Source organism: Rossellomorea sp. GAMAL-10_SWC (assembly GCF_049568075.1).
Classification (GTDB): domain Bacteria; phylum Bacillota; class Bacilli; order Bacillales; family Bacillaceae_G; genus Gottfriedia.
This window is the reverse complement of record NZ_CP144911.1, coordinates 4,005,469-4,029,241: the sequence shown is the minus strand read 5'-3', so window position 1 is coordinate 4,029,241 and position 23,773 is coordinate 4,005,469. Positions and strand designations below refer to the sequence as shown.

17 protein-coding genes are annotated in these 23,773 nt (G+C 35.6%); 15 read left to right on the top strand and 2 right to left on the bottom strand.

Annotation, left to right across the window (positions count from 1 at the left end; translation table 11 throughout):
• Positions 1-79 precede the first annotated feature (79 nt).
• The 6 genes from celB to V5E38_RS19495 all read left to right on the top strand — a co-directional run bounded on the left by celB (position 80) and on the right by V5E38_RS19495 (position 9,624).
• Entirely contained in the window at positions 80-1,384 is a 1,305-nt protein-coding gene (gene celB / locus V5E38_RS19520) for a PTS sugar transporter subunit IIC (protein WP_499211225.1), read from the top strand.
• 49 nt (positions 1,385-1,433) lie between these two features.
• Entirely contained in the window at positions 1,434-1,949 is a 516-nt protein-coding gene (locus tag V5E38_RS19515) for an RDD family protein (RefSeq protein ID WP_499211224.1), read from the top strand.
• 37 nt (positions 1,950-1,986) lie between these two features.
• Positions 1,987-2,295, top strand: a complete 309-nt coding sequence (locus V5E38_RS19510; protein WP_097974002.1) for a PTS sugar transporter subunit IIB — start codon at positions 1,987-1,989, stop codon at positions 2,293-2,295.
• A gap of 140 nt (positions 2,296-2,435) precedes the next feature.
• Entirely contained in the window at positions 2,436-2,747 is a 312-nt protein-coding gene (locus tag V5E38_RS19505; RefSeq protein WP_097974004.1) for a PTS lactose/cellobiose transporter subunit IIA, read from the top strand.
• Complete coding sequence (locus V5E38_RS19500) at positions 2,747-4,060, top strand: 6-phospho-beta-glucosidase (RefSeq protein WP_499211223.1); 1,314 nt, start codon at positions 2,747-2,749, stop codon at positions 4,058-4,060. Before V5E38_RS19505 ends, V5E38_RS19500 begins: the two co-directional genes overlap by 1 nt.
• A gap of 632 nt (positions 4,061-4,692) precedes the next feature.
• Positions 4,693-9,624, top strand: a complete 4,932-nt coding sequence (locus V5E38_RS19495; protein WP_499211222.1) for a S8 family serine peptidase — start codon at positions 4,693-4,695, stop codon at positions 9,622-9,624.
• A 152-nt stretch (positions 9,625-9,776) separates the two neighbouring features.
• On the opposite strand, the gene V5E38_RS19490 is transcribed toward V5E38_RS19495, so the two are convergent.
• Positions 9,777-11,195, bottom strand: coding sequence for an amino acid permease (locus V5E38_RS19490; RefSeq protein ID WP_499211221.1), 1,419 nt, complete (start codon positions 11,193-11,195; stop codon positions 9,777-9,779).
• Between the two features lie 649 nt (positions 11,196-11,844).
• Between V5E38_RS19490 and V5E38_RS19485 the strand changes: the two genes are divergently transcribed.
• On the top strand, positions 11,845-13,107 hold the full coding sequence (locus tag V5E38_RS19485) for an efflux RND transporter periplasmic adaptor subunit (protein WP_499211220.1): 1,263 nt from the start codon (positions 11,845-11,847) through the stop codon (positions 13,105-13,107).
• Positions 13,108-13,604: 497 nt separating this feature from the next.
• Here V5E38_RS19485 and V5E38_RS19480 read toward each other — a convergent pair whose 3' ends face one another.
• A complete protein-coding gene (locus V5E38_RS19480; RefSeq protein ID WP_499211219.1) occupies positions 13,605-14,900 on the bottom strand; it encodes an MFS transporter in 1,296 nt (431 codons plus the stop codon).
• Between the two features lie 457 nt (positions 14,901-15,357).
• Between V5E38_RS19480 and V5E38_RS19475 the strand changes: the two genes are divergently transcribed.
• The 8 genes from V5E38_RS19475 to nadX all read left to right on the top strand — a co-directional run bounded on the left by V5E38_RS19475 (position 15,358) and on the right by nadX (position 23,745).
• Positions 15,358-16,164: an alpha/beta fold hydrolase gene (locus V5E38_RS19475; RefSeq protein ID WP_499211218.1), complete on the top strand. Its 807-nt coding sequence runs from the start codon at positions 15,358-15,360 to the stop codon at positions 16,162-16,164.
• A gap of 34 nt (positions 16,165-16,198) precedes the next feature.
• The gene (locus tag V5E38_RS19470) at positions 16,199-17,002 is read left to right on the top strand and encodes an IclR family transcriptional regulator (protein ID WP_499211217.1); all 804 of its coding nucleotides are present in this window, start codon (positions 16,199-16,201) and stop codon (positions 17,000-17,002) included.
• A 357-nt stretch (positions 17,003-17,359) separates the two neighbouring features.
• Positions 17,360-17,893, top strand: a complete 534-nt coding sequence (locus V5E38_RS19465) for a cupin domain-containing protein (RefSeq protein ID WP_098231233.1) — start codon at positions 17,360-17,362, stop codon at positions 17,891-17,893.
• Between the two features lie 100 nt (positions 17,894-17,993).
• Positions 17,994-18,914 carry a VOC family protein gene (locus tag V5E38_RS19460; protein ID WP_499211216.1) on the top strand — a complete coding sequence of 307 codons (921 nt, stop codon included), beginning with the start codon at positions 17,994-17,996 and terminating at the stop codon, positions 18,912-18,914.
• Between the two features lie 63 nt (positions 18,915-18,977).
• Positions 18,978-19,769 carry an SDR family oxidoreductase gene (locus V5E38_RS19455; protein ID WP_499211215.1) on the top strand — a complete coding sequence of 264 codons (792 nt, stop codon included), beginning with the start codon at positions 18,978-18,980 and terminating at the stop codon, positions 19,767-19,769.
• A 31-nt stretch (positions 19,770-19,800) separates the two neighbouring features.
• On the top strand, positions 19,801-21,489 hold the full coding sequence (locus V5E38_RS19450; RefSeq protein ID WP_499211214.1) for a thiamine pyrophosphate-binding protein: 1,689 nt from the start codon (positions 19,801-19,803) through the stop codon (positions 21,487-21,489).
• A gap of 12 nt (positions 21,490-21,501) precedes the next feature.
• Positions 21,502-22,947 (top strand): aldehyde dehydrogenase family protein, encoded by a 1,446-nt coding sequence (locus tag V5E38_RS19445; protein ID WP_499211213.1) that lies wholly within the window; start codon positions 21,502-21,504, stop codon positions 22,945-22,947.
• Between the two features lie 9 nt (positions 22,948-22,956).
• Positions 22,957-23,745, top strand: a complete 789-nt coding sequence (nadX, locus tag V5E38_RS19440; RefSeq protein WP_499211212.1) for an aspartate dehydrogenase — start codon at positions 22,957-22,959, stop codon at positions 23,743-23,745.
• Positions 23,746-23,773: the final 28 nt, after the last annotated feature.

Sequence of the window (23,773 nt, the reverse complement as noted above, 5' to 3'; positions counted from 1 at the left end):
TAAATTCTAAAAGGGATCTTGGTATATGGTGAATTAATGATTTACCAAGATCCTAATTCCTTTGAGAGGGGATATCGAAATGAACAGCAGCTTTTTTGAAAAAAAATTCTTACCGATCGCTTCGAAAATAGGTAATCAAAGACACTTACTTGCTTTGCGTGACGGTATTATGTTTGCCATGCCACTAATGATCATTGGTTCATTTTTCATTATCGTAGCTTGGTTAGAAGCGGATTGGTATCAAAACTTCATGGCAAAAGTATTTGGTGAAAATTGGAATGCCTTTGGAGACATCGTTTATAACGGTTCAATGGGGATTATCGCATTAGTTGCAGTATTTGGCGTAGCGTATTCCTTAGCAAGTAGTTATAAGGTCGATAAAAAGAATATTGATGGAGTTCCAGCTGGAGTATTAGCATTAGCAAGTTATTTAATTGTTAATATTATGAGTACTTTCAAAGATGGTAAGGAAACAGTATCTGCATGGTCACCTGATCTTTTTGGTGCACAATACTTGTTTGTTGGATTAATCATTGCAATTATTACTGCTGAAATTTATCGTTACTTCTTACAAAAGAAGATCATCATCACTTTACCAGATACTGTGCCGCCAACGGTTTCACGTTCATTTACGGCTCTTATTCCTGGCTTTGTGATTATCCTTTTCTTCTTACTAGTTCGATACGGATTTAGTCATACTGGTTGGGGAGATTTTGCAACGTTTGTTCATAAAGTTGTAACACAACCGTTTACAATTTTAGGATCAACTTATATTGGTACACTTGTCGCATGTTTAATGGAACACCTTTTATGGAGCTTTGGTATCCACGGTTCATCAATCATCACGTCTGTTATGGAACCAATTTGGATTACAAATGCAGATGCAAACTTAGAAGCACTTAAAGCAGGTAAAACGTTACCACATATCATTACGTATACATTCTATGAGAATGGAATTTGGATGGGGGGTTCTGGTGCTACTTTACCAGTTGCAATCTATATGGCATTTTTAGCGAAGTCAAAACTTCTTAAGAAGGTAGGACGACTAGCAATTGGGCCATCTATCTTTAACGTTAATGAGCCAATCATGTTTGGTGTTCCGATTGTTTTAAATCCATTTTTAATGATTCCTTATATTCTAGCTCCAGTAGCAGTATTAACAGTAACGTACTTTGGTACGGCAATGGGAATTTTCCCACATACAACTGGAACAATCATCCCATGGACAACACCATATTTCATAAGTGGTTATCTAATGACGGGTGGTAAGATTATGGGGGTAGTCATGCAATTGGTAGCTTTTGCAGTGGCTTCAATCATTTGGTTCCCATTCATCCGAATTTGGGATAAGAAAAATTTAGAAATGGAGAAAGCTAGTAAATAATTCTCCCAAGTAAAGATGAATAATTGATTAGAAGAAGGGACTAAAACTTATGGAAAATCGACAAAAAATTATAACTTCGTTTCGATTAAAAAGAATCGGTGCCTTTGTCATTGATGCAATAATTGTTTCAATCATCTTGTCAATTGTGTATCGAATGACGGGACTTCCAAACTTTCCAAGAGTTCTAGCAAATATGATTGAGCTTCAAAAAGCAACTGCTAGTCAAGATGCATCTGTAAAGGTAATGGCTCTTTTTAATGAAGCATTTCTCCAATCGCTTATAATCTATTTTTGTTATGACGTCTTAACAACCTTATTGTTAAGAGGTTCGACAATTGGAAAGAAGATCTTTCGATTGAAGTTAACACGCATTAATAATAAAAAGGGAATACTTCCTTATGTATTACTAGTGATTGTTAGAAGTTTCTTTAAATTTTTGACGATGTTTATTTTTCAAGGTCTTCCGTTCTTTTTATCAGTTATTAGCATGTTTGCTAATAAAAAATCATTAGCTGTTCATGATCGAATCGGTCGATTTGTCGTTATAAATAAGAATGAAATATAAAAAAACTTAAAACTTACTAAAGAAAGAGGAAATCATCATGAATATCTTACTTTGCTGTGCTGCAGGCATGTCAACAAGTCTAATCGTTTCTAAAATGGAAAAAGTTGCTGTATCAAAAGGGATTTCAGCACGCATTTGGGCAGTTTCTGAATCAGTTGTTCGCTCAGAAATCGATGAAGCTGATGTGTTATTGTTAGGTCCACAAGTACGTTTCCTTTTGGAAGAAATGGAAGAAATCTGTGAAGAGAAAAACATTCCAGTTGAAGTAATTAATATGATGAATTACGGTATGTGTGATGGTGAAGCAATCTTAGAGCAAGCTATCAATTTAATTGAAAATAAATAGTAATTGTTGATAAGTGACATTTCTGATCTTTACTCAAGAAAAATACGATGAATACCTTTTAGGTTTATAACTTTGAAAATTAATAACCATAGGGTTATGACGATAAAAAATTTTATTAATAAAGAGAAGAGGTCAGTTTTATGGTAAAAAATGAAACGGAAATTTTCACACTGATTCTTCATGGTGGAAATGGTCGAAGTGCTGCAATGGAAGCGATTCAAGCAGCAAAAAAACAAGACTTCGATTTAGCTCGCAAGAAATTGAAAGAATCAGGTGATGCTTTAAATGAGGCACACCATATTCAAACAACGCTTATTCAATCAGAGATTGGTGGCACTCCAACGGAGATTTCACTTTTAATGATCCATGCTCAAGATCACTTAATGAATGCAATGACTGTAAAAGATTTGGCAAAAGAGTTCGTTGACATGTATGAAAGGGGCCTAAAGTAATGTCAAAGAAATTTAAAATCGTTACAATAGGTGGGGGATCAAGTTATACGCCAGAATTGGTTGAGGGAATTATTAAGCGCTATGAACAAATTCCAGTAACTGAGCTTTGGCTTGTTGATGTAGAAGCTGGCCGCGAAAAATTAGAAACAGTTGGTGCACTAGCAAAGCGTATGGTCAAAAAAGCTGGAGTACCAATGGAGATTCATCTTTCGTATGATCGTCGTGAAGCCTTAAAAGATGCTGATTTTGTTACAACACAGCTTCGTGTTGGACAACTAGCTGCACGTGCACTTGATGAAAGAATTCCACTTAAACATGGGGTAATCGGTCAAGAAACAAACGGGGCAGGTGGATTGTTTAAAGCCTTACGTACAATTCCCGTTATTTTGGATATTTGTAAAGAAGTTGAGGAGCTATGTCCAGATGCTTGGATACTTAACTTTACAAACCCTGCAGGTATGGTTACAGAAGCAGCATTAAGATATTCAAATGTTAAGAGATTCATTGGTCTTTGCAATATACCGATCGGAATGGAAATGGGTGTTGCAAAACTATTAAACGTAGATCATTCACGTGTACGTATTGATTTTGCAGGTCTAAATCATATGGTATATGGTACAGAGGTTTATTTAGACGGAGTTAGTGTAAAAGAGCAAGTGCTTGAAATGATTATGGATCCTGCTAATGCTAGTTTTGTAAAAAATATAGATGCTGAAGAATGGGCACCTGAATTCGTAAAAGCAGTCAATGTCATTCCTTGTTCTTATCACCATTACTATTATAAAACATCTGAAATGCTTGAAAGAGCATTAAAAGATTTTAAATCGAATGAAACGCGTGCAGAAGTCGTGCAAAAAATTGAAGCTTCTCTTTTTGAAAAATATAAAGATGAAGCGCTAGATATAAAACCACCTGAGCTAGAAAAACGTGGTGGAGCTTACTATTCTGATGCGGCTTGTCGTTTAATTTCATCTATTTATAATGATACGAGAGATATCCAACCATTAAACACGATGAACAAGGGAGCTATTTCAGGCTTACCATATGACGGTGCAGTAGAAGTTAGCTGTGTCATCACAAAAGATGGTCCAATTCCACTGACAATCGGTGAATTACCAGTTCCTGTACGAGGATTAATTCAAACGATTAAATCTTTCGAACAAACAGCAATTGAGGCTGCTGTAAAAGGAAGTCGCGAAAAAGCCATTCTTGCTTTGACGATTAATCCACTTGTAGCAAATGATAAAGTAGCTGTAGCAATCGTTGACGAAATGCTAGAAGCTCATAAAGAATATTTACCTAAGTTTTTTTAATAAAATATTAAGGCAGCAAACCTGTTGGTGGTGCTGTCTTTTTTATTTTTTGATTCTATTTGTATTGTTAATCTAATCTTCTTGCCATCTTCGACCAACAAAACCTACTTTGATTTTGAAGTTTTTTCTCCTAAATTTACCACAGAAGTCCTATGACATCCTTTTACATTTATTAAAATTTGTGAATAGTTATCTATTGGTATAGACATATCTAGAACTTTAAGTCTATTAAAAACTGCTTCAAATCGATAAATTAGTACATAAAATTACATATTTTTATTAAAAATACAAAAAAATGTAAAAATTTTAAAAATATTGTAAATTTAACAAAGGAGTTTTGACTCAAAAAAAGAATTATTTAATTTATCTATTATTCCTTAAAAACTAATTCTATTAAAAAATTATGTAAGAATGTATAGGTATTAATAGATTCCATAACGGTGAAAGGAGATATTAGGGGGTTATCTGGAAGAAAGTGTTAGAGGTAATTTGGCATGTTCTATATTGAGAAATAAGTCAATGAATCTGTCGATATTCCTCGAATGACCGTAAAAAACAGGGGAAGTTTTTTAGGAAGGTTTTGTACTGATCTATTTTATTTTTCATTTAAATATTTTGAGAGGAACTGAGAAATGAATAACAAAAAAAATCGCAAAATAACTACATATGCTTTAGCTTCTGCTCTTGCTCTTTCTAATTTAGCTTTTGTTTCACCAACTTCAGCTGAATCTTACCGACCAGGTGATTTAGCATCAAAGTTAGAACAAATTAGACAAACTCAGGAAGCAAAAGAATTACAAAATAAAAACAAAGTATCTGATGCGAAAGCAAATTTAAAAGCGTCAGATAAAGTTCGCGTCATCGTTGAAGTGGACGGGCAGTCACCAATTGAATACGCAACAAAACAAGGGAAATTATTTAAAGATTTATCTGAAAGTCAAAAATCTAGTCTTTACGCTACAGTAAAAAGTCAACAAAACTCAGTTAAATCTAAATTACAAGCAAAAGGAATTACTATTAATTATAAGAAACAATTTTCAACTGCATTTAACGGTTTCAGTGGTGTAGTTGAATTTGGTGATGTAGCAAAAATTGAAGCTACTTCTGGTGTCAAAAATGTTTATTTAGCAAATGAATACAATCGTCCTACAGCTGAGCCATCTACTCCTGATATGACGAAGAGTCATCAATTTATCCAGTCTAAAGAAACTTGGAAAGATACTGGCTACAATGGTAAAGGTATGGTTATCTCCATTATCGATACAGGGATTGACCCAACACACCGTGATTTTAAATTAACTGATCCTTCAAAAGAAGACTTAACAAAAGATTCTGTAGCTCAAATTGTAAATGATAAAGCATTGCCAGGTAAGTTCTACACTGACAAAGTTCCTTATGGTTATAACTATTATGACCAAAACGATATCGTAACAGATCTTGGACCTGGTGCTTCTATGCACGGTATGCACGTAGCAGGTATTACGGCTGCAAATGGTGACGAAGCAAATGGTGGTATTAAAGGGGTTGCACCGGAAGCACAAGTTCTTGCGATGAAAGTATTTAGTAATGACCCAAGCTATCCATCTACATGGTCTGATATTTATCTTGCAGCGATCGACGATTCTATTAAACTAGGTGCTGATGTACTAAACATGAGTCTTGGTTCAGTAGCATCTTCTTATGAGCCAAATAGCGCAGAAGATCTTGCGATTACTCGTGCAGTTGACAATGGTATTGTGTGTGCTGTTTCTTCAGGTAACTCGAATCAAATTGGTTCTGGATGGGATGATCCTCTATCACATAATCCTGATATTGGTGTAACAGGTGCACCTGGTCTTAATAAAGATACAATCTCAGTAGCTGCTTCTGGAAATGAAGCTTATCTTTATGAACATGCGATCACCGTTGAGGGAAATAATAGTTTAAGTGTCTTAGGTAAAGGTATTGATGGTTGGAAAGATCTATCAGATAAATTTGGTGGAAATATTCCAGTTGTAAACCTTGGTAAAAACGCTGCTGATGGAAGCTACAAATTAGGTGGACCAGATGATTATAAAGGTTTAGATGTAAAAGGAAAAATCGTATTAGTAGCTCGTGGAACATATACTTTTGCTGATAAGACAAAGTATGCTGCACAAGCTGGTGCTGCTGGTATTATCGTGTGGAATGCAACAAACGGAGTTCAATACGATAACCAGGGCGGTTGGGATGTTCCAATGATGCTTGTTAACTCAAAAGCAGATGGTGAAGCGTTAGCGAATGCGATTAATGGTTCAGGAACAATACATGTTGCTCAAACAGCGAAAAATGAAAGCCCTGAAATGGGCCGAATGACAAGCTTTACTTCATGGGGGGTTACACCTAGTCTTGAGTTGAAGCCTGAAATTACAGCTCCTGGTGGAAATATCTATTCAACAGTTAATAACAATCAATATGAAGTAATGAGTGGTACTTCAATGGCAGCTCCACATGTAGCTGGTGGTTCTGCATTGGTACAAGAATACTTGAAAAATGATAAGCGTTTCAGTTCTTTAAGCGTTAGCGAACGAACTCATTTAGCGAAAGTATTATTAATGAATACTTCAAAGGTAATTAATGATTTAGATGGTCATCCGTACTCTCCTCGCCGTCAAGGTGCTGGCATGATGCAAATTGAAAATGCTGTTACAACACCAGTTTACTTCTATAACAAGTCAACAGGTGAAGCGAAATACGAATTGAAGGATTTCCAATCTAAGCAAGTTTCAATGACTTATACAGCTAAAAATATTTCTGATAAAGATGTGTTTTATAAAGTAGATACTACTGCATTAACAGATGAATTTTATCAAACTAATGATGTCGACCATAACGCTCTTCAAACAGGCGCATTAGAAGGTGCGAAAATAGATGCACCAGATTCAATTATGGTACCTGCGGGTAAATCTGTTGATTTCACTGTAAAGATTGATCTAACTAATGCAAAAATTCCAGGATTCGATAAGGCTGGAAAAGAGATTTCTGTGGATCTTCATAATAATATATTCGTTGAAGGATCTGTAAACCTTATCGGTACTCTTGGAAATCCAAACTTAACTGCACCATACGTAGGCTTCTACGGTAAATGGGACAGTTTGCCAATCGTTGATGGATTTAAAGATCTTGGTGAAACTCGTTTTTTTGATTTAACATGGCTTAATAGTAAAGCACATGATATGAAAGTTGATCGAGATAAAACTTACTGGGGTTCTGTTCCTGGAAAGAACTTTTATGCAGTATCACCAAACGGGGATAAATTTGCCGATGATATTAACGCACTTCCATCATTCTTAAGAAATGCAGAAGAAGTACAATATAACATCCTAGACAAAGACGGTAAATTCCTTCGCCGCTTAAGTGCTCAATCTGATGTTACAAAAAATACCTATGACAGTGGTAAAGGCAGTATCGTGAAGGATAGCATGTCAACAATATGGGATGGTAAAGTAAACGGTGAAGTCGTTCCAGACGGATTATACAATTACGAGATTAAGTCTGTAATTGGTTATGAAGGTGCACAGTGGCAATCTAAGAAAATTCCTGTGTATGTAGATACTCACGCTCCAAGCATTAAAGCTACTTATGATCCAGATAAAAAAGTTGTAACTTGGGAAGGATCAGATAATGGAACTGGAGTGCAAAATTATACTATCTTCGTAAATGGAAACAAAGTTGGAACTACTGACAATACTAAATCTTCATTTGATTTATCATCAGCTCCAAATAAGGCAATAGTAGAAGTAGTTGCTGTTGACTATGCAGGTAACGGCGCAGAGGATACTGCAGCAATTGGTGATGTTGATCTTCCACTAGTTTATATTACTGATGGCTCAAAAGATAAAAACGGTGAATATATTCCGAACTCACCAGAACCATGGGGAGCTTATAGTGATAACAAAGTTCCGGTAAAAGGTTTCGTAACAGATGAAATTGGCATTAAAACAGTTAAAGTTAATGGAAAAGAAGTTCCAGTTGATTTTGATGCGAAGACTGGACACTACAACTATTCAACAACTGTAACATTTGACCAAGATGGTCCTTACACTGTACAAGTTGAAGCTACAGACTTTGCTAATAAGAGCTTCTCGGTTGCTCGACATGTCTATGTAGATACGCACGCAGCAGAAATTAATGTAGATGCTCCTGAGCGAGTGGACAAAAATGTAGATCAAGTTACATTTAATGTAAACTTAAAAGATAACTATAGCTACTTAAACTTCTACGTTGGTGAAAACCACGAATTTGAAGTTCCATTAATTAGCCCAGTTGATGTCGTAAAACCACTAAACAAAGATTATAAAGTAACGGTTCCTTTAAAAGAGGGAGAAAACAAAATTACATTAAGAGCGACTGACCTTGCTGGTAACGAAACAGTGAAGGAAGTAGTAATTAATCGTGCAGATGCTCCATTAACAACAGGTTGGGTAGTAAAAGATGATAATAAAGTTTACTACTACGATGAAGATGGTAAAATCCACAAAGGCTTCTTAGAACTTAAACAAACAGAAGAAGATTACACTTGGACATCGACATTCTACTTTGACCCAACAACTGGTGAAATGCATAGAGGTTGGTTAGATTTAAGTGGAAAACGTTACTACTTCGATCAAGAGGGCGGTGTAATGGCAACAGACATCACGTTTGTTCCAGAAAACAATACGTACTTCTACTTTGATTCAAAAGGTGTAGCACAATCTGGTATCTTTAATTTATACGGTGACAAAGCGTACTTTGATGCTAAATCTGGTTTATTACGCAGCGCTTGGAAACAAGTTGGCATTAAAATGGTTTATGCAGACAAAGATGGTACTTTACACATTGGCTGGTTAAATAATAGTGGCAAGTGGTACTTCTTTAATAAAGATGGCTTCATGCAAACTGGTTGGTTAAACGATGGTAAAGACACTTACTATTTAAATAGTAAAGGTGTAAAAGTATATGGCTGGAATGTAATCGGAGGAAAAACTTACTACTTTAATTCAACTGGTGTGAAAGCAAAAGCTGGTTGGTTAACAGTAAGTGGTAAGAAGTATTACTTAAACAGCGATGGATCAAGATTTAGTAATGGCTGGAAATCAATTAGCGGTAAATACTACTACTTTGATAAAAACGGTGTAGTAAAAACTGGTTGGTTAACAGTAAGTGGTAAAAAGTATTACTTAAACAACGATGGATCAAGAGTTAGCAATGGCTGGAAATCAATTAGTGGTAAAAACTACTACTTCGATAAAAACGGTGTAGTGAAAACTGGTTGGTTAACAGTAAGTGGCAAGAAGTATTACTTAAACAGCGATGGATCAAGAGTTAGCAATGGCTGGAAATCAATCAGTGGTAAATACTACTACTTCGATAAAAACGGTGTAGTGAAAACAGGATGGTTAACAGTAAGTGGTAAGAAGTATTACTTAAACAGCGATGGATCAAGATTTAACAATGGCTGGAAAAAAATCAGTGGTAAATACTATTACTTCAATAAATCTGGCGTAATGGCTGTTAATACTAAAGTAGGTAAATATAAAGTTGGAAAAGACGGAGCAAGAAAGTAAGTTTTGACCTTCTAAATGCCTATTAGACATAGGAAACTGTGGGCATGTATTCGATACAAAATCGGATACATGCTTTTTTGTTTAGAAGAAGGATAACTAACGCAGAAAAGCCACAAAGAAAATCAATTTCCTTGTGGCTTTTTAATGCTACTTTAGCTTATTTTAGTTTTGTTATTGTTATTTGCTGTATTTAGTGCACTTCTTTTCTTACCATATAATCCATACACAACAAGTCCTATAGCCATCCAGACAATAAAACGAATAAATGTAATACCTGGAAGACTAGCGATTAGATAAGCAGAAAATCCAATCCCAATTAAAGGAATAATCGGTACCAATGGTGTTTTGAAACCTCTTTTTAAATCAGGACGTTTTATACGTAATACAATAATAGAAGAACAAATTAAAATAAATGCTGTTAACGTTCCGATATTAACTAATTCTGCAACTTCGTTAATTGGCGTAACACCAGCTACAAATGCCGTAATTAAACCAATTAATAAAGTAGGACGATAAGGTGTTTTATATTTAGGATGTAATTTTGTAAACCAGTTTGGTAATAGACCATCTCTACTCATTGAGAACCAAATACGTGATCCAGCAAGCATAAACGAGAACAATACTGATAGAATTCCTGCAATGGCAGCCGCAGAAATGATTATCGTAATCCATTTCATGCCAATATTACTAAAAGCTTTTGCTACAGGAGCTGCGTTATTAAGTGTTTCATACGGAGCCATCCCTGTAATAATAAGTGACATTGCAACATACAAACATAAAGCGACAGCTAATGATATGATAACTGCAAGTGGTAAATCACGTTGCGGTCTTTTTGCTTCTTCAGCTGCTGTAGTTAATGTGTCATATCCGAATACAGCAAAGAATACTAGAGCTGCTCCACTCATTACGCCATGAAAACCAAAAGGCATGAATGGGTGCCAGTTAGCTGTATTAATATGAAAACTTCCAACGCCAATAACTAAAAGAATAATACCTAATTTGATGATAACCATTAATGAATTAAATTTAGAACCCATTTCAGTTCCTAATGTAAGTAAGCCAGCAATTCCAAGACTTACTAAAACAGCGATTAAGTCAACCTTGTGACCTGCTCCCGTACCAGGCGCGCCTTGTGCCCATACAGGAATATGAACTCCCATTTGTGTTAAAAACTCTTGCATGTAGCCAGACCATCCAATAGCTACTACTGCAACAACTAAGGCATACTCGAGTAACAAATCCCACCCGATTAACCAAGCTGTACCTTCTCCTAAAACAGCATAACTGTAAGTATAAGCACTTCCAGCTACCGGTATTAATCCAGCAAATTCTGCATAACACAATGCTGCAGCTGCGCTAGCTAAACCAGCAATAATAAACGATAAGAGAACTGCCGGACCAGCGTGTTCAGCCGCTGCTACACCGGTTAATACGAAAATACCTACACCTATGATCCCGCCTAAACCAATGGCAGTCAGTTGCCATAAACCTAAAACTCGGTTAAGTCCGGTATTTTTAGCCCCATCTTGTTGAAGCTGCTCAATCGACTTTTTCCTGAAAAAAGCATTCATCCAAAGACTCCCCCTTTTGTGAATAATCTGTATTTTTAGTAAATAAATACACACCGTTTAAAAGAGTGTGTAGTAACTAATCTTTTTGCAATGGGAGAGTTGTAATAACCCCCCAAATTGATAGAGGAAAGAATGTTAATTGCTCGAAATTTTCGTAAGCGTTTTCTAATGCGTATACGAAATACATTTTTATAGCTTTTCTAGAAAGATATTTTTTGTATTGTAACATAGTTCAATAATACTACGCAATAATAGTATGAATGTTTTAAATATTATATTTTAATCTTATAGAGTCTAAATTTTCATTAAATTAATAAAAATATGTGCGAAAATACATAGATTTTTCAAGGGGTTCTGTGACTTTTTTAGTAGTCTCTACTCATTCGTGCTTCCTAGGAAAAATTAAAACATAAGCGATAAAATTATTTTTCTGAAATTAAAATTTGAATATTCTGAAATAATATAAATCTGCCTAAATTAATCTAATAATCCGCATAAAAGGACAAATAATAGATTTATTTAAAAAAACATATTAAATATTTATGATTTTCTAAAAAATCTCCTTGAAACGCTTTTTAAAACAATAGACAATAGAAATAGGAGATGTCGTATTAAGTTTTTGGCAAGATAAGGAAGGGGCAAGCGTTTTATGGAAACGGCGAAAAGAATTGACGAAGAAAAAGAACAACTAAAAGTAATTACGCCACGTCAGAAGAAATTTATTTTAATGGGGATCATTGTTCTTTTAATCGTTTCTGTGGTTCTTAGCGTAGCGGTGGTAGAAATTAAAAAAAGTAAATCTCAAACATTACAGTTTATAAGTCCAACGGTAAAAAGTTTTACGAAAACCGAAACTGTGTCTGGTCGTGTCGTACAAAGTCATACTGAAACAATTTACGTTAATCCAACTAAAGGTTCTATAAATGAGATTTTTGTTAAAGAAGGAGATACTGTCACTAAAGGGCAAAAACTTTTTTCTTATGAAGATACAACTATAGCAGCGGAAATTGGACAAGCAGAAGTAAATAAGAAGCTAGCAGAAACAACTGTTACACAGAAAAACGACCAAATTGCATCATTAGAGAAAGACATTCAAAATGCTATTTCAGCGTCAACATCAACACCGAGTACAACTGATGCAAATAATACAGATAAAAATGCAACTAATGCAACAAATACACCAGAGATTCAATCGCTACATGCTGAACTTAATACTACAAAGGAAGAGCTTAATGCTGCACAGCTAAAAGTAGAACAATATACACTTGAAGCTGAAAAGCTAAAAGCACAGCAAGAATCATTAACTGTTAACAGTAATAGTGATGGAGTAGTACTTAACTTGAACAAAAGTATCGGTCAAGGCTATAAGGTAACAGATAAACAACAAATCTCAATTATGCAAATCGCTTCAAACGAACCATTTGAAATTGAAGGGAAGCTAACAGAAGAAGAGAAAGCAAAAGTTGCGCCAGGCCAAGTAATTAAAATCACTTCAAAGGTTGTTGCCGATAAGAACTGGAATGGAAGCATTTCAGAGGTAAGTAACTATCCTATGAATGATCAATCCACAAATCAAGATAAGAATTCCAAAAAAGAAGCTATACCATATTACTCTTTTAGAGCAACGCTAGATTCACAAGAGAATCTATATCCTGGCTATGAAACAAATCTTGAAGTAGTAGTACAATCAAAGGATTTGCTAGCAATACCTGAGACGAGTGTCAAAGGATCAGGAAAATCAAAATATGTGTATGTACTTAAAAAAGGAACTATCTATAAACAAAATGTAAAAACTGGCCAAAAACAAGGGAAATATATTGCTATTCTTAAAGGAGTAAAAGAAGGGGATAAGGTAGGGAAAAATCCTTCCTGGACTGTCCACCCTGGAACTAAAATTGATTTAGATAAGTAATAGAATAGAAGATCACTGTAGAAAATTTAATTTTCGATAATGATCTTCTATTTGTAAAAGAAGGCGTCTCAAAAAGTCAGATTAACTGACATGAGACGCCTTTTTTATATGAAAATTAAGTAGTAGGGGTATCTCAACAGATCTATTCATTTTAGTTGAGAAAATGGCTGTTTTTAAAAGATATTAGTAGAGTTTTATTTTATTTAGTAAGAGTTACAATATACTTGCTAGTTATCCAATTCAAGTCATTTACTATTGTACAATTTTCATGTCATAATCCCCCAACTGGTATAGGTAAGTATGAATTGCAGTTTTGGCAATTTTATTTGCGGTTCTCCAATTTTAATTGCAGTTCATTGTTCTTTGCAACTCTTCAGTGTTTATTTAGAAAATCGGACTTCTTATTTGTTTTTTACCGTTATAAAAAAAGGGGTTACCCATTGAAAGTTATACTTTTAGGACGCTCCTCTTTTATTAAAGCGTCTTCAAAACGTTGATTAAGCATTAATTTTTTGTGGAGGAAGGGGTACAGCACGTAGTTCGGTTGCTTCTTCTTTAATAGAAAATAAATAAGCAATCAAACCTAAGAGAGCCGTAATGATTAACATAATAATTGAGGTCGTGAAATTGCCTCCTGAAGAATCACGTAACCAGCCCATAATATAACTAGAAAATCCACCCATTAAGTTTGTAAATCCTATTAAGCCTGCTGCACGGCCTGCCGTCTCTTGAGTTGAATATTTTACTAAGAACATATTACTAAGATGGAAGACTCCACCTTGACATCCCATAGCAAGTCCCATGCAAATCCCTGCTAATACTGGATTTGGAACAAAAACTGCTGTTGTTAAAAATAGAGCAGTCAGTGAAAATAAGATTGATGCCATTAAGCTTGGGCGTCTTGTTTTATCGGCAAGAAAGCCACATGCGAGTACAAATCCAAGGGCAAATAACCACGATAAAGAAGTAATACTTGTCATACCTTCACGCTCAAAACCTTTTGCTTCGATCAAATATGTTGGTAGCCAAATGCTTATGCCAAAAAAAAGGAAAGAACAGACTAACATACCAAACCATACAATCCAAAAACGATAATCTTGAATAAAATTTTTATTCCTATTGGAACTACTTACTTGATGTTCTATAGGTTCTACTGGAAGGTGAATGAGATCCAACTCTTCTTTACTAACCCATGGGTGTTCACCAGGTGTATTTCTTGTAAGAAATATAAACATTGGAATATTAATTAAAAAGTTAAATCCAGCGAGTAGAAAGAAAGCTGATTGCCAATGAAGTGAAGAAATAACAAGTACTAATATAACTGCTCCAATTGCTGGACCTAAATAGTTACCTGTAAGCCAAGAAGCTTGAGCGCGCCCTAGCTCTCGTTTGTTGAACCAAGCAGAAATAAATTTCCCCGAAACAGGAATCATCATCCCTTCTCCAAATCCTAGAATAATTCGACTTATAATAAATGCTTCATATGTAGTGGAGAGACCAGATGAAAACATAGTAAGAGACCAAACAAATAATCCAGCTATAGCCGTTTTTCTCGCACCAAATTTATCAATAATGAATCCCCAAAATAGATTCGAAATTCCATATGCAATCGTAAAAACAAATGAAAGAAGACCAATTTTTGCATTTTTGTCAACACCAGTCATTCCTAGTGCCTTCAAAAACTCTGGATCTGTTTGTATGACAGAAATGCCAACTTTATCAATTTGTCCAAAGAACCAAAAGAAAAAGATTGGTAAAGCAATTAAAATCCATCTTTTTTGTCTATGTAGCATTAAAATTCTCTCTCCTTTTAAAATCAAGTAATTACGTTTAAAAATTTGGAAGGAAAAAGCAGAAACTACGTTTACCTAATAGATATTGAAGTTCAAATAATTTGTTTTGATACTTCAAGTATTAATTTTGGCTCAAACTTGAGCGATCCACTCCTTTCGATGTGTTAACGTTTTAAATATAAAACACTGTTTCATATTTTAAAGATGAAACTCTTTTAAAGATAAAATAATTAGAAAAGTTTGTCAATTATGATTTTACTGAAAAATTTCCCAGTTTTTATGTTTCGATGCATGATCAATTATTTACCTATCCAATGAAAAATTGAGTTATTGACATTAAATTCTGACAAATCTATAATTCAAGTTAAAAAAACATGTTTTTTATATGAAACATTATGTTTTTTGATATTTAGCTTAGTAGAATTTGAGTATAGAAAATAGAGTGGAGGTAATGTGAATGCCGATTAGTCATTTAAAAGAGTTATCGATTCATTATCAAGAATCAGGAGAAGGACAACCTCTTGTAATTTTACATGGTTTGGGTAATAATTCTCAGTCATGGAAGCATCAATTAAGTGAATTGAAGGAACAGTATAGAGTAATTGTTTGGGATGCACCAGGTTATGGTGGGAGTTCAGATCTACAAAAGGAGTTCCATGAGTTTTCCGAGTTCGCTAATGTTCTTAAAGAGTTTTTGGATAGTCTAGGGTTAGATTCTATCTATTTACTAGGTCATTCAATGGGATCGGCAATTGCAATTGATTTTACGAATCGTTTTCCACATATAGTCGATGCGTTAATTATTTCAGATGCAACACGTGGAGCAGCTGGGTTAAGTAGAGAAGAAAACGAGAAAAAACTTCAAAATAGATTAAACTCCATTGAAAATCTACATCCAACTGAACTAGCCAGAAAAAGAGTAAAAGCATTACTTGCGCCAAATGCATCACCAGAGGTTATAAAAGAAGCAGAACGTATAATGTCACAAGTTCGTCTATCTGGTTACCGTTCTGTTTCCTACTCATTATCGAACTTAAACCAAATGGAGATTCTGTCTTCAATATCTGTTCCGACACTTGTTATGTGTGGGGAGTTAGACCAAGTAACTCCAGTAAGTGAATCACAAATATTTCACGAGTTGATTCCAAATTCAGAATTTGTTATCGTTCCAAATTCAGGGCATTTATGCTATCAAGAAGACCCTAAAATATTTAATCAATCCGTGTTAAACTTTTTAAAGAAACAACCGATAAGTCAAAAGTAGAATTGAATCTATTGTATTAGGAGAGGTTTGCTCGATGGATAATGTAGAAAAAGAAAAATATAGCGCTAATTCTTTAGTTAGAGGATTAGAAATTATTAAGCTTTTTAATGAGGAACATCCTAGTTTGTCACTTTCAGAGATTGCAAAAAAGTTAGGGGTAAGCAGAACAGTACCTTATCGATTACTTTATACATTGCAGTCAATTGGATACTTAACACAGGATGAAAATACGAAACAATATTCGTTAACTCCTAAAGTTCTTGAATTAGGTTTTAGTTATATAAATAGCTTGAAAATACCTGAAATTGCACAACCTTATATGGAATCATTACGTGATGAAATCGGTGCTTCTTGTCATTTGTCAATTTTAGATGGACATGAAGTAGTTTATGTTGGGAGTGCACCAGTTAGAGGGGTATCGGCAGTCAATGTCAATATTGGTTTAAGACTACCAGCTCATGCAACTGCAAATGGAAAGCTACTTCTTGCATACGAGCCAAAGGAAAGTCTAATGCAACTGTTCCAAGTTACAAATTTAACACCTTATACAGATAAAACGTTAACGACGCCTGGTGAGTTTATGGATCAATTAGATAAAATACGCCAAAAGGGCTATTCAATGACTAGTGGAGAATTTCACCAAGGTATTCATTCAATCGCTGCACCTATATACGGTAGAACAGGAAAAGTATTGGCTGCACTGAATATCGTAGCGACTGAATTATCTTATCAGGAAGATTTCATGAATAAAGTTGCATTGCCTAAACTTTTAGATGTCTCTGTTTTACTATCAAACTATATGGGTTACAATGGCAGAGTTTCAAATCAGGTAAAATAGTTAAATTTAAAAATATGGGTTCCCAAACTAAGTGAATCCATCAGACTGTTGAGCGCTTGCAATCAGTCTGAAACCCAAGTTTTTTGTACTTTGTCTACACACTGATGGGTTCCCAAACTAAGGGAACCCATATTTTTTTTGCAAAAAAAACAAGTTATAAACCTTGGAAATACAGTGGTTTTTTATATTTAACTTTTATGACATATCGAAATTTTCTAAAAACTATGTTGACACAAAGGATAATCCATCCTAGAATTATTTTATAGATAAAACACTGTTTTGTATATAAAACACAATAGGTGTTCGATACAAAACATTTTGTTTAAAAAGAACAACAATACAGGGAGGATTTTAAAAATGACAAATGAAACTTTTTCAGTTAAAGAATTTGAAAAAAAATACGTGGCTCGCTTAGAAGACCGTACGCTAGATTGGAATGTTTTAAAGTTTCAAGAGGAAATTGATCCGAGATATAAGCGTGCTCAAATGCGTTATATTGGTCGTGGTGCGACAGCGAATAATGATTCAAATGTAATTACAGCAGAACATTTTACATTAAGTACAATGGTTCTACCTCCTGGCTGTATCGGACCTTTACATCTACACGATGATGTAGAAGAAGTATTTTTCATTCTTGAGGGAGAAGTTACTGCTTTAATTCAAGAAGTTGGTAAAGATGAAGTACATGAAATTAAATTAAAAGCTAGAGATTGTATCAGTTCTCCTCCTGGCGTTCATCGAGGCATTAGAAATGATGGAGATACTGAAGCACGTATGTTAGTTATGCTTGGCGCAGTGAAACCAAACCTTCCAACCTATCCAGAAGGTAGCGCACTTGAAGAACTTCGTAAACAACGTGCTAAAGAAAGAGAAGCAATCATCAAAGGTTAATTAAAAAGGGTCAGCTGCATTTTGAATAAATTGCAGCTGCCTTTTTCAATAGAGTTAATAAAAGAAAGCGCTTTATATAGATAAATGGGAGGGATTGTTGGTGGTAGGAATTACTCATTTAAGACATATAAGTTTGATCACACCAAACTTTGAGGAACAAGTGAACTTTTACGAAAAAGTTTGGGGTTTAGATCGTGTAAATGCTTCGGATGAAAAGATTGCTTATTTTCGGGGGGCAGGACCTGAGCATCATATACTAAGCCTTCGAAAGGGTGATAAATGCGGTTTGCATCACATCGCATTTGGAATGGTCGATAAAAATGCAGTTGATCGTGCAGCGGAAATCTTACATTCAAAAGGTGTACATATTGTTGAAGAGCCAGGTTATTTGGATGAAGCTGGTGGAGGATATGGACTTCGATTTGTTGATCCAGAAAACCGTGTAATTGAACTTTCCGCTTGGGTAGAGGTTCAAACATCAATTTGGACTAATAAAAACGTTGATCCTGTGAAATTAAACCATGTAGTTATGAACACAAAAGATTTAGATATGATCGTGGGGTTTTATACTGATGTGCTTGGATTCAAAGTGACGGATTGGAGTGAGCACCAAATGTCCTTCTTAAGGTGTAATCGAAAACATCATTCGATTGCATTTAACCAAGATGCACACGCTTCAGTTAATCATATTGCTTACGAAGTTGATTCGGTGGATGAACTGATGCGAGGTATTAGTAATGTTAGGAAAGCCGGATTAAGTGAGTTATGGGGTCCAGGTCGGCATGGTCCTGGTAATAATATCTTTTGTTATTTTCAAGATCTTGGTGGGTTTGTCATGGAATATACATGTTATCTTGAAACAATTGAAGATGAGGCTGAGTGGAGTGCGCGAGTTTGGAAACGCGTGCCACATCTAATGGATCAATGGGGAATTGCTGGTCCACCAAAACCAGAAGCTCGTAAAGCGATGGGCGGAGAGCCAGATCGTGGCTGGGTAGATACCACAGTTAAAGTGCGATAAAAAGTTTAAATAAAAATGCTTTAAGGAATAAGAACCATGAAAGCTTTAATAAGGGGTGACGGGATGGATCTTGGGTTAAAGGGAAAAGTTGCAGTAATTATGGGTGGCACCTCTGGTGTTGGACTGAAGACAGCTGAATTATTTTTAGGTGAAGGTGCTAAAGTAGCAATTTGCGGAAGAAGCAAAGAGCGCGCAGATAAAGCATTAAAGCATTTACTCTCATATGGCAAACGCGAAGATCTATTTGCTGCGACGTGTGATGTTACATCAAAAGAGGAGGTTAATTCGTTTATTCAACAAACAGCAGAAAAGTTTGGTGGAATTGATACGTTAGTGAATGCAGCTGGTCAAAGTGTTATGGGGCATTTTTTCGATATTACTGATGAACAGTGGCAGGAACAAATTCAATTAAAGTATTTCGCAATTATTTATGCAGTTCGTGCAGCTCATCCTTATTTAGTGAAAAGAGGAGGTGGCCGAATTATTAATATAAATGCAACTCTAGCAAAAGAGCCTGAGCGTCATATGATAGCAACAGCAGCAACCCGTGCAGGACTTTTAAATTTAAGTAAAACGTTGTCTCAAGAATTAGCATCTGACAATATTTTAGTCAATTCAGTTAGTCTTGGATTAATTCGGACAGACCAGTGGGAACGTAGAAGGCTGAAGAATGCTCCTGATATGGATCCCGAAGAATATTATAAAGATCTTGCGATAAAAAGAAATATTCCACTAGGTCGTGTAGGTGAAGCGGAAGAAGTTGCTAGTGTAATTGTTTTTCTTGCTTCAGACAAAGCGAGTTATGTAGCTGGTTCTACAATTGAAACTGCAGGTGCAATCGGTAAAGCACTTTAAATAAATTATAAGACAAAGGTAGGATACTAAGATGAAAAATCAAGAAGAGATCGTATTTACTACTGCGGATGCCGTCGTAAAAGAGTTAGTTCAAGCAGGTGTAGAAGTCGCTTTTGGAATCGTAAGTATTCACAATATGCCCATCTATGACGCGATTCTAAGGGACGGAAGTATCAAGCTGATCTGTTCACGAGGCGAAAGTGGAGCAGTAAATATGGCAGATGGCTATGCACGTTCGACAGGAAAATTAGGTGTAGTTATTACTAGTACAGGAACAGGAGCTGGAAACGCTGCTGGTTCATTAGTAGAAGCATGGGCAGCTGGAGTTCCACTACTTCATCTGACTGGAGAAGTAGCATCACCTTATCTTGGTACAGGTAAAGGGTACATACATGAATGCAAAGACCAGCTTTCAATGATGAGCGGTGCTTGTAAAAATGCTGTAAGACTTAGAAGACCAGAACAAACAGCTGGTGTAGTAAGAAAAGCAATTGAAGAAGCATTAACTGCTCCAACAGGACCAGTTAGCTTAGAAATTCCAATCGACTTTCAATCAGCAATTATTGAGGACGTTTCAATCGATAAAGTACAGGTAGATGTTTTTAAACCGCAATTAACTACCGTAATACCAGATATCGCAATTTCAAAAATTTCAGAAGCACGTCGTCCAGTTATTTGGGCTGGTGGCGGTGTTATTTCTGCCAATGCCTCAAAGGAGTTAACAAATTTAGCTGAAATTCTTGGAGCTGCTGTCATTACAAGTCAATCTGGAAAAGGTTCGATACCAGAGGATCATGAGCAATGTATAGGTCATTTTGCAGCCAATGAGTCGACAAAAGAGTTTTTGAGAAATGCAGATTTATTGATTAGCGTAGGTGTACGTTTTAGAGGAAATGAAACTTCTAACTGGAAAGTCCCTGTCCCAGAAGAACATATTTCAATTGATGCAGATTTTAATGCAATTAATCGTAATTATAAAGCAACAGTTGGATTAGTCGGCGATGCAAAAGAAATTTTATCAGCTTTAATAAATAAAATTGATGAAAAGTCTATTTCGGTTTTACCTTCTTACATAGAAGAGGTACGTTCACTAAGAAATGAAGTGCGAGGACAACTTCGTAAAACACTTGGTCCGTTTGAACAGTTTGTAGATGGTATGAGAGAGATTTTACCGAGAGATACGATTTTGGTTCGAGATGTGACAGTACAAGCAAATGTATGGGGTAGTAGAATATTCGATATTTATGAACCGAGAACATCTATTCACGCATCAGGTGGCGGGATCGGTCAAGGTCTTCCTACAGCTATAGGAGCTCAATTGGGTTGCTCTCATCAAACGGTCGTATTAATGGCTGGAGATGGTGGGTTTATGGTTAATGTAGGTGAAATGGTGACTGCAGCTGAAGAAAATCTTCCTATTATTGTTGTATTATTTGATGATTCTGGCTATGGGGTTCTTCGTAATATTCAAAAAGCGGCATACGGTCGCCAAGTAGCAGTGAATTTATTAAGTCCTGATTTTGTAAAACTAGCTGAGTCAATGCATTTTGAAGCAGCACGTATTGGATCAGGAGACGAATTTGTTAATGAACTAAAGAAAGCAATTGAAAGAAGACAGCCAACAATGATCGTTGTAGATATGGAAGCAGTTGGACCTATGGCAAAACCTTTTGGTGGACCTCCAGGAGCAGCTGAAAGCTTTAAGCCAAAAAAATTATAAAGGAGATTCAATATGATTTCGACATATCCAGTTGTATCAGGGAGATATCTCATAAATGGTGAATGGAAAGAAAGTAAGGAAACATCAAATATTATTAATCCTGCAAATAAGTCGGAAGTAATCGGTAAAGTTGCATTATGTACTGAGGAAATCGTAAACGAAGCAATTAATGCAGCATCGAATGCATTTGAACTTTGGTCAAAGAGTGAGATTCAGGATCGTGTAGAAAGAATGAAAGCAGCAGCACAGGAACTTTCTAAAATCATTGAAGAACATGTTTCATTATTTGTTCGTGAAAATGGAAAAACACTAGTAGAAGCTAAAAAAGACTTATTACGCTGCGTTGAAGTAATGAATGGTGGAGCGGATGAACTACTTAAATGGTGGAGTCCAGAATTACTTCCAGGAAATCAAAAAGTTCAAGTAAGAAGAAGAGCTAGAGGGATTACTGCAGTAATTACTCCTTGGAACTCTCCTATGATTTTAACATTTAAACGAGTGATTCCTGCTGTTTTAGCAGGTAATACAGTTATTGTGAAACCCGCGACAAATTGTCCACTTACCATTATGGCTTGTCTAAAAGTAGTGGCTAAACATTTTCCTCCTGGTGTAATCAATATTGTAACAGGTTCAGGAAAAAAGATTGGTGACAAGCTTTGTTCCGATTCACGAGTTCGCACGATTGCTTTTGTCGGAAGTACACAAACAGGTAAAGAGATTATGAAAAAGTCCTCTGGAAATCTTCAAAAAGTATATATGGAGCTTGGTGGGAATGACCCAGCAATCATTTTAGAAGATGCAAACTTAGATGAAGAAGCTATTAAACGATTAAGAATAAGTATTTTAAAAGCGGCTGGCCAAGTATGTTCGGCAATTAAGCGTGTATATGTACAAGAATCTAGATATGTTGAATTAGTAAAAAAACTGAAAAAAGAATTTGAGCGTATTGTTGTAGGTGATGGTATTCAACCTGATGTAACGATGGGCCCATTAAATAATCAAGCTCAGTATGACTATGTTAATGGATTGATCGAGCGAACTGAAAAAGCAGGTGCAAATATAATAACAGCTGGAATTCAACTGAATCCTGAAATGTGGGATCAAGGATACTACATCTTACCAACAATCGTGACAGGTATTGATCAGCAAAGTGAGATCGTTCGTGCAGAACAATTTGGACCAGTAATTCCTATTTTACCTTTTTCAACTATTGACGAAGTTATCAAACTAGCAAATGATAGTGAATTTGGCTTAAGGGCTTCTGTTTGGACTGAAAATGAAGAATTAGCTATTGAAATGGCAGATCAATTAGAAGCAGGCGCAGTTTTTCATAATAATCACACCATCTTTAATGATTTAGCATTGGATTTCCCAGGATTAAAAGAGAGTGGTGTTTCAAGGGAAACGAGACACTGTGGATTGGAATTCTTTGCAGATTCATACGGATTTGCAAACTAAGGATGGTGAATGGGCATGAAACTAGGTCTAATCGGCTGTGGGAACATTGGCCAATTTCTTCTTCAAGCTATAAATAAAGATGGAATGTTACCAGGTGGAAAGATTGTTTCAATTTATACACGTTCCGAAGAATCAGGCGTTCAACTTGCTAAAGAATTTGAAACAGAAGCTTATCAAAGTGTAGAGGAGCTACTTCTTTCTGATCTAGATTTAGTAATTGAGGCTGCAACAGTTGAGGCTGCAAAGGAGTACGCTATAAATGTTCTTGAAGGTGGAAAAGACTTATTGTTAAGTAGCATTGGGGTCATGGCTGATTCTACTTTTGAAGAAAGAGTTCGAGAGGTTTGTTCAAGATGTGGTGTAAACGTTTTCTTACCTTCAGGGGCTATTGGTGGATTGGATATTTTAAAGTCAGCAAAAGCTGTAGGTGGTCTAGAGGCTGTTTCAATTACAACTAGAAAACCACCTGGAGCATTATCAAAAGAAGTATTCGATAAAGAAACGATATTGTTTGAAGGCTCTGCAACTGAAGCAATTAAGCTATACCCAAGAAATATTAATGTGGCAATTGTATTATCCTTAGCTGGACTTGGTGCTAACGATACAAAAGTAAAAATTATTGCCGATCCAATTGCGATAAAAAATAGTCATTTAATAGAAGCATCAGGTGCGTTCGGAAAACTTAAACTTGAGATTGAAAATGATCCAATGCCAAATAATCCTAAAACAAGTTATTTAGCAGCGTTAAGCGTTTTGGCAACGTTACAAAACAAAGATAAATATGTACAAGTTGGGTAGATAGTCAAAATATGAAGGGAGAGTGCTG

What these genes read in the sequence shown, in the direction of transcription:
- nadX (WP_499211212.1), top strand. Translation starts at nt 22,957, where the DNA reads ATGGGCATGAAACTAGGTCTAATCGGCTGTGGGAACATTGGCCAATTT.
- V5E38_RS19455 (WP_499211215.1), top strand. Translation starts at nt 18,978, where the DNA reads ATGGATCTTGGGTTAAAGGGAAAAGTTGCAGTAATTATGGGTGGCACC.
- V5E38_RS19470 (WP_499211217.1), top strand. Translation starts at nt 16,199, where the DNA reads ATGGATAATGTAGAAAAAGAAAAATATAGCGCTAATTCTTTAGTTAGA.
- V5E38_RS19495 (WP_499211222.1), top strand. Translation starts at nt 4,693, where the DNA reads ATGAATAACAAAAAAAATCGCAAAATAACTACATATGCTTTAGCTTCT.
- V5E38_RS19475 (WP_499211218.1), top strand. Translation starts at nt 15,358, where the DNA reads ATGCCGATTAGTCATTTAAAAGAGTTATCGATTCATTATCAAGAATCA.
- V5E38_RS19515 (WP_499211224.1), top strand. Translation starts at nt 1,434, where the DNA reads ATGGAAAATCGACAAAAAATTATAACTTCGTTTCGATTAAAAAGAATC.
- V5E38_RS19450 (WP_499211214.1), top strand. Translation starts at nt 19,801, where the DNA reads ATGAAAAATCAAGAAGAGATCGTATTTACTACTGCGGATGCCGTCGTA.
- V5E38_RS19480 (WP_499211219.1), bottom strand. Translation starts at nt 14,900, where the DNA reads ATGCTACATAGACAAAAAAGATGGATTTTAATTGCTTTACCAATCTTT.
- V5E38_RS19505 (WP_097974004.1), top strand. Translation starts at nt 2,436, where the DNA reads ATGGTAAAAAATGAAACGGAAATTTTCACACTGATTCTTCATGGTGGA.
- V5E38_RS19465 (WP_098231233.1), top strand. Translation starts at nt 17,360, where the DNA reads ATGACAAATGAAACTTTTTCAGTTAAAGAATTTGAAAAAAAATACGTG.
- V5E38_RS19500 (WP_499211223.1), top strand. Translation starts at nt 2,747, where the DNA reads ATGTCAAAGAAATTTAAAATCGTTACAATAGGTGGGGGATCAAGTTAT.
- V5E38_RS19445 (WP_499211213.1), top strand. Translation starts at nt 21,502, where the DNA reads ATGATTTCGACATATCCAGTTGTATCAGGGAGATATCTCATAAATGGT.
- V5E38_RS19510 (WP_097974002.1), top strand. Translation starts at nt 1,987, where the DNA reads ATGAATATCTTACTTTGCTGTGCTGCAGGCATGTCAACAAGTCTAATC.
- V5E38_RS19490 (WP_499211221.1), bottom strand. Translation starts at nt 11,195, where the DNA reads ATGAATGCTTTTTTCAGGAAAAAGTCGATTGAGCAGCTTCAACAAGAT.
- V5E38_RS19485 (WP_499211220.1), top strand. Translation starts at nt 11,845, where the DNA reads ATGGAAACGGCGAAAAGAATTGACGAAGAAAAAGAACAACTAAAAGTA.
- celB (WP_499211225.1), top strand. Translation starts at nt 80, where the DNA reads ATGAACAGCAGCTTTTTTGAAAAAAAATTCTTACCGATCGCTTCGAAA.